General features: G+C 71.4%; 2 protein-coding genes. Both read right to left on the reverse strand.

The genetic code is table 11. The features are described from left to right. Nucleotides 1-1,841 (reverse strand): beta-ketoacyl synthase N-terminal-like domain-containing protein (locus ABZT14_RS25475; protein ID WP_356306872.1); only part of this gene is annotated, 1,841 nt, incomplete at its 3' end. Next, nucleotides 1,838-5,935 carry an SDR family NAD(P)-dependent oxidoreductase gene (locus ABZT14_RS25480; RefSeq protein ID WP_356306875.1) on the reverse strand — a complete coding sequence of 1,366 codons (4,098 nt, stop codon included), beginning with the start codon at nt 5,933-5,935 and terminating at the stop codon, nt 1,838-1,840. The genes ABZT14_RS25480 and ABZT14_RS25475, both read right to left, overlap by 4 nt. Nucleotides 5,936-6,125: the final 190 nt, after the last annotated feature.

A 6,125-nucleotide genomic window follows, 5' to 3' on the forward strand; every position in this document is an offset into this window, starting at 1 on the left:
TCAACCAACACCTCACCAAACACCCCACCACCCACACCCAACAAACCCCCACCCATACCCACCCACTGACCCCCCTGACCCGAAAACACCAACCCGAGCCTGTTCCGGGACCGGCTACCGCGCACAGCTGTCCCCTTGACCACCTGTGACGAGGGGTTCCCGGAGACCAGAGCGTCCAGGTTGCTCAGTGCGGAGTCCGTGTCCCTGGCGAGTACGACGGCGCGCTCCTCGAAGACGGCACGGCCCGTGGCGAGGGTGTGGCCGACGTCGGACAGGGGCGTGAGCGGGCGCAGCGCGAGGGAGGCGCGCAGCCGCCCGGCCATCTCCGGCAGGGTGTCGGACTGCCGGGCCGACAGCAGCAGGGGGTGGACCGGCATGGCTCCGGCGGACTCGGACTCGGCCCGCTCCTCGGCCGGGGCCTCCTCGATGATCACGTGGGCGTTGGTGCCACTGATACCGAAAGAGGACACACCTGCCCTACGGGGGCGCTCGGCACGCGCCCACTCCCGGGACTCAGCGAGCAGTTCGACGTCACCGGCGGACCAGTCCACGTGGGTGGACGGTTCGCTGATGTGCAGGGACTTGGGCAGCGCCTCGTGGCGGAGCGCCATCACCATCTTGATGACGCCGGCGACGCCGGCGGCGGCCTGGGTGTGCCCGATGTTCGACTTCACCGACCCCAGCCACAGCGGCTGGCCCTCCGGCCGCTCCTTGCCGTAGGTCGCCAGCAGCGCCTGGGCCTCGATCGGGTCACCCAACGACGTACCCGTACCGTGCGCCTCCACCACGTCCACGTCCGACGGACGCAGGTCGGCGTTCTCCAACGCCTGGCGGATGACCTGCTGTTGGGAGGGGCCGTTGGGCACGGTGAGCCCGTTGGAGGCGCCGTCCTGGTTGATCGCGGAGCCCCGTACCACCGCGAGCACGCGGTGGCCGTTCTTGATCGCGTCGGAGAGCCGTCCCAGGACGATCAGGCCGACGCCCTCGGACCAGCCGGTGCCGTCCGCGTCGTCGGAGAACGCCTTGCAGCGACCGTCGGTGGACAGACCCTGCTGGCGGCTGAACTCCAGGAACATGCCGGGGGTGGACATCACGGTCACGCCACCGACCAGGGCGAGGGAGCAGTCCCCGGTGCGCAGCGCCTGTACGGCCATGTGCAGGGCGACCAGGGACGAGGAGCAGGCGGTGTCGATGGTGGCGGCCGGGCCCTTGAGCCCGAGGGTGTAGGCGACTCGGCCGGAGGCGACGGCCATCGAGTTGCCGGTGAGCATGTAGCCCTCGACGCCTTCGGGCAGGGCGGTGAGGTGGGTGCCGTAGCCGGTGGAGGCGGCGCCCACGTAGACGCCGGTGTCGGTGTTCTTCAGCGTCTGGGGGTTGATGCCGGCGTTCTCGAAGGCCTCCCAGGAGGCCTGGAGCAGCAGGCGTTGCTGCGGGTCCATCGCCAGCGCCTCACGCGGGCTCATCCCGAAGAACACCGGGTCGAAAGTGGTCGCGTCGTGGACGAAGCCGCCCTCGCGGGTGTAGCTGGTGCCGGCCTGGGTGTGGTCGGCGCTGTAGAGCCGGTCCAGGTCCCAGCCCCGGTCGACGGGGAAGCCGGACATGCCGTCCCCGCCCTCGGACAGCAGGTCCCAGAGTTGTTCCGGGGAACGCACGTCTCCCGGCAAGCGGCAGCTCATGCCGATGATGGCGATCGGCTCCTTGTTGGCGGCCTCCAGGTCGCGCAGCTTGCGGTGCGCCTGGCGCAGGTCGCCGGTGACCTTCTTGAGGTAGTCGAGCAGCTTCTGCTCGCCGTCCGAGTTGCCCACAGCAGCCTTACCCTTGTTGTTCTCGTCTGTGCTCAAGACGTGCCACCAAACTCGCCGTCGATCAACTTGAACAGTTCGTCGGCGGTCGCCGACTCCAGCTCGTCGTCCTCGTCCTCGCTGTCCGCCACCGGGGCGGTGGCGGTGGTCGTCGCGGACCACTTGGCCGCCAGGGCCTGAAGACGCCGTCCCACTGCTCCGTCCACCTCGCCGGAGCCGGATGCCAGCCGGCCCAGGAGCTGGTCGAGCCGTTCGATCTCGTCCAGCGGCGATCCCTCGGTCCGCTCGCCCCCCTCGGTGGTGGGGCTCGCGGGTTCCTCGGCCTCGTCCGGGGCGAGCGCCTCCAGCAGGTGCTCGGCGAGCGCCACCGGTGCCGGGTAGTCGAAGATCAGGGTGGCCGGGAGCCGGGTCCCGGTCAGGGAGTTCATCCGGTTCCGCAGCTCGATGGCGGTCAGGGAGTCGAATCCCGCGTCGTTGAAGGCCTGTTCGGGATCGATCTCGTCGGCCGAGGCGTATCCCAGTACGGCCGCCGCCTGGGCGCAGACCAGGTCTACCAGGTGGTCCAACCGGTCGGCGGCCGGTATCTGGCGCAGCGTGCGGCCCAGGTCCTCGGTCTGCGGTTCCGCGCTCGGGGCGGCGGTGGTCGCCGTACGCCGGGTCGCCGGGCTGACCAGCGCGCGCATCAGGGACGGTACGGGGCCGTCGCCGGAAGCCGCGGCGTTCGCGTCCAGCCGCATGGGGAGGACCGCGGGCCGGTCGGCGAGCAGGGCGTAGTCGAACAGTTCCATGCCCTGTTGTTCGCTGAGCGGCCGTAGTCCGGCCTGTGCCATGCGCGCGAAGTCGGTCTCCGTCAGGTGACCGGTCATGCCGCGGTCCGCGACCCAGGGGCCCCATGCCAGGGCCACCGCCGGTACTCCGCGTCCTCGTACCCATCGGGCGAACTCGTCCACGAAGGCGTTGGCCGCCGCGTAGTTGCCCTGGCCGGCACCGCCGAGGGTGCCGGCGGCCCCGGAGAACAGGGCGAAGACCGACAGGTCGGCCTCCTGGGTCAGCTCGTACAGGTTGAGCGCGGCGTCCACCTTGGGGCGCAGGGTGGTGTCCATCCGCTCGGGGTCGAGGGCGGAGAGGACACCGTCGTCCACGACGCCCGCGACGTGGACGACGCCGGTGAGCGGGTGCTCGGCCGGTACGCCGTCGAGAGTGGCGCGCAGGGCCTCGCGGTCGGCGGCGTCGCAGGCGTCGATACGGACCGTCGCGCCGAGTTCGGCGAGTTCGCTCCGCAGTGCGGCGGCGCCTTCGGCGGCCTCGCCACGGCGGCTGGTCAGCAACAGGTGCCGTATCCCGTGCTGTTCGACCAGGTGACGTGCGAGGTACCGGCCCAGGCCTCCGGTGCCCCCGGTGACGAGGACCGTGCCCTCCGGGTCCAGGGGCTTCGGCATGGTCAGCACGACCTTGCCGATGTGGCGGGCCTGCTGGACGTACCGGTACGCCTCGGGGGCGCGGCGGATGTCCCAGGTCCGTGTCGGCAGCGGGCTGAGGGCGCCCTGCTCGATCAGGCGGAGCACCTCGACGAGCATCCGCCCGATGTGTTCCGCTCCGGCCTCCACCAGGTCGAACGCCTGGTAGCTGACGCCGGGGTGGTCGCGCTGGACGTCCTCGGGGGTGCGGACGTCGGTCTTGCCCATCTCCAGGAACCGGCCGCCGTCGGACAGCAGCCGCAGGGAGGCGTTGACGTACTCGCCGGCGAGGGCGTTGAGCACCACGTCCACCCGACCGTCCTCGGCCACCCGCCGGAACCGCTCCTCGAAGTCGAGGTCGCGGGAGGAGGCGATGTGGTCGTCGGCGAGGCCCAGGCCGCGCAGGGCGTCCTGCTTGGGTGCGCTGGCCGTACCGAACACCTCGGCTCCGAGGTGGCGGGCGATCTGGGTAGCGGCCATGCCCACGCCGCCCGCGGCGGCGTGGATCAACACCGACTCGCCCGCCCGTAGTTGGGCCAGTTCGACCAGGCCGTAGTACGCGGTGAGGAAGACCACCGGGGCCGAGGCCGCCTGGTCGAAGGACCAGTCGTCGGGCATCCGGGCGATCATCCGGTGGTCGGCCAGGGACACCGGTCCGAAGGCCTTGCCGAACATGCCCAGCACCCGGTCCCCGGGGGCGAAGTCGGTGACCGCCGATCCGACCTCGGTGATGACGCCGGCTCCCTCGACTCCCATCGGGCCGGGGTCGCCCGGGTACATGTCCAGGGCGTTGAGTACGTCGCGGAAGTTCAGGCCCGCGGCACGTACGGACACCCGTACCTGTTCCGGCTGGAGCGGTTCGAGGAGTTCGGGGTCGGGGACCAGGGCGAGGTTCGCCAGCGAGCCCCGTGCGCTGGTGTCCAGGCGCCAGGCGGGGGTGTCCGCCGGGGGCAGCAGCGACTCCTCCCCGCCGAGCCGGCCGAGGCGGGCCGCCCGCACCACACCGTCGCGGATCGCGAGCTGCGGCTCGTCGGCGTCGAGCACCCCCGGCAGCAGGGTGGCGCGCTCGCCGTCGTCGACGTCCACCAGCAGGAACCGCCCGGGCTCCTCGGACTGCGCGGACCGTACGAGGCCCCACACCGTGCTCGCGGCGGGGTCGCTGGGTGCCCCCTCCTCCTGGGAGGCGACCGCGCCACGGGTCACGAACACCAGCAGGGAGCGTCCGAACCGGCTGTCGGCGAGCCACTGTTGGAGCAGCGCCAGCACCCCGTGGGACAGCTCTCGCGCCCGGCCGGCCACGGCTTCGGCGCTGGCGTCCTCGGTGAGGCCGCCGTAGCAGGGCACCAGGACGACCTCCGGTACGGCGTCCTGCTCCACCGCCTGGAGGTCGGTCAGCTGGCCGGCGCCCAGCGGGGCCGCGAGCCCGAGCGTGTCCTCCCCGAGAACCGCCCAGCCCGAGGTGTCGGCTCCGGTCCCGTCGGTGGGCACCTCCGCCCAGTCGAGCTGGAACATCGAGCGCGGGGGCTCCGAATCGGCGGTACGCAGCTGGGCGGCCGACACCTGTCGCATGGCCAGCGACCCCACGGTGGCGACCGGCCGGCCGGCGCCGTCCGCGAGGGACATGCTCAGCGAGTCCGGGCCCGACTGGGCCAGCCGTACGCGGAGGGTGGAGGCACCCGGGGAGTACAGCGACACCCCGGACCAGGAGAACGGCAACCTGCTCTGGCCACTGCCGTCGAGGGCCACGAAGGTCAACGCCTGTACGGCGGCGTCCAGCAGCGGGGGGTGCAGGCCGTAGCGGGCGATCTCCGCCTGGTACTCGGCCGGCAGCGAGATCTCGGCGAACACCTCCTCGCCGACCCGCCAGGCCTGCCGCAGTCCCTGGAAGGTGGGGCCGTAGGTGAACCCGCCCTGGAGGTACATGTCGTAGAACCCGGAGACGTCGAGGACCTCGGCGTCGGCGGGCGGCCAGACGGAGAGGTCGGTCGGCTCCTCCGAGGCGGGCGCCCGACCGAGGGAGCCCGTCGCGTGCAGGGTCCAGGGGACGTCACCGCTGGCGCCCTCGGCACGGGAGTGGATACGGATCGCCCGCAGGCCCGAACCGTCGTCACCGCCGACCGTCACCTGGAGCTGTACGGCACCGTTCTCGGGCATCACCAGCGGGGCGGCGAGGGTGAGTTCCTCCACCTGGTCGCATCCGACCTCGGCGGCGGCACGGAGGGCCAGTTCCAGGAATCCGGTACCGGGGAACAGGATGGTGCCGAGCACGTCGTGGTCGGAGAGCCAGCTGTGATCGCGGAGGCTCAGTCGGCTGGTGAACAGGTGCCCCCCACCGTCCGCGAGGGTCACCGCGGCGCCCAGCAGCGGGTGGCCGGCGTCGGTCAGTCCGGCGGCTGTCACGTCGCCCGGAGTAGCCACGGCGGCCTCAGGCCAGAAGGACCTGCGCTGGAAGGCGTAGGTGGGGAGTTCGACCATCTTGGCGCCGGTGGGGGCGAAGAAGGCCTTCCAATCCACCTCCACACCCCGCACCCACAAACGGGCCAGAGCATTCACCACGGTTTCCGGCTCCGGGCGGCCCTGCCGCATCAACCCGACCGCCTCTACCTCACCCACACACGATTCGAGGATCGAGCCGACCAGAGCACTGTCCGGCCCCACCTCCACAAACCGCGACACCCCAAGCTCTTCCGCCCGCACAATCGCATCCGAGAACCGCACCGTCGACCGCAACTGCTCCACCCAATAATCCGCCGAAAACTCCTCCACCACCCCACCCGTCAACGTCGACACCACCGGAATCGTCGGCCGCCGATACGTCACCTGCTCCGCCGCCCGCCGAAACTCCTCCAACACCGGATCCATCAAC

This window comes from Streptomyces sp. NPDC005438, from assembly GCF_040606315.1.
Classification (GTDB): domain Bacteria; phylum Actinomycetota; class Actinomycetes; order Streptomycetales; family Streptomycetaceae; genus Streptomyces.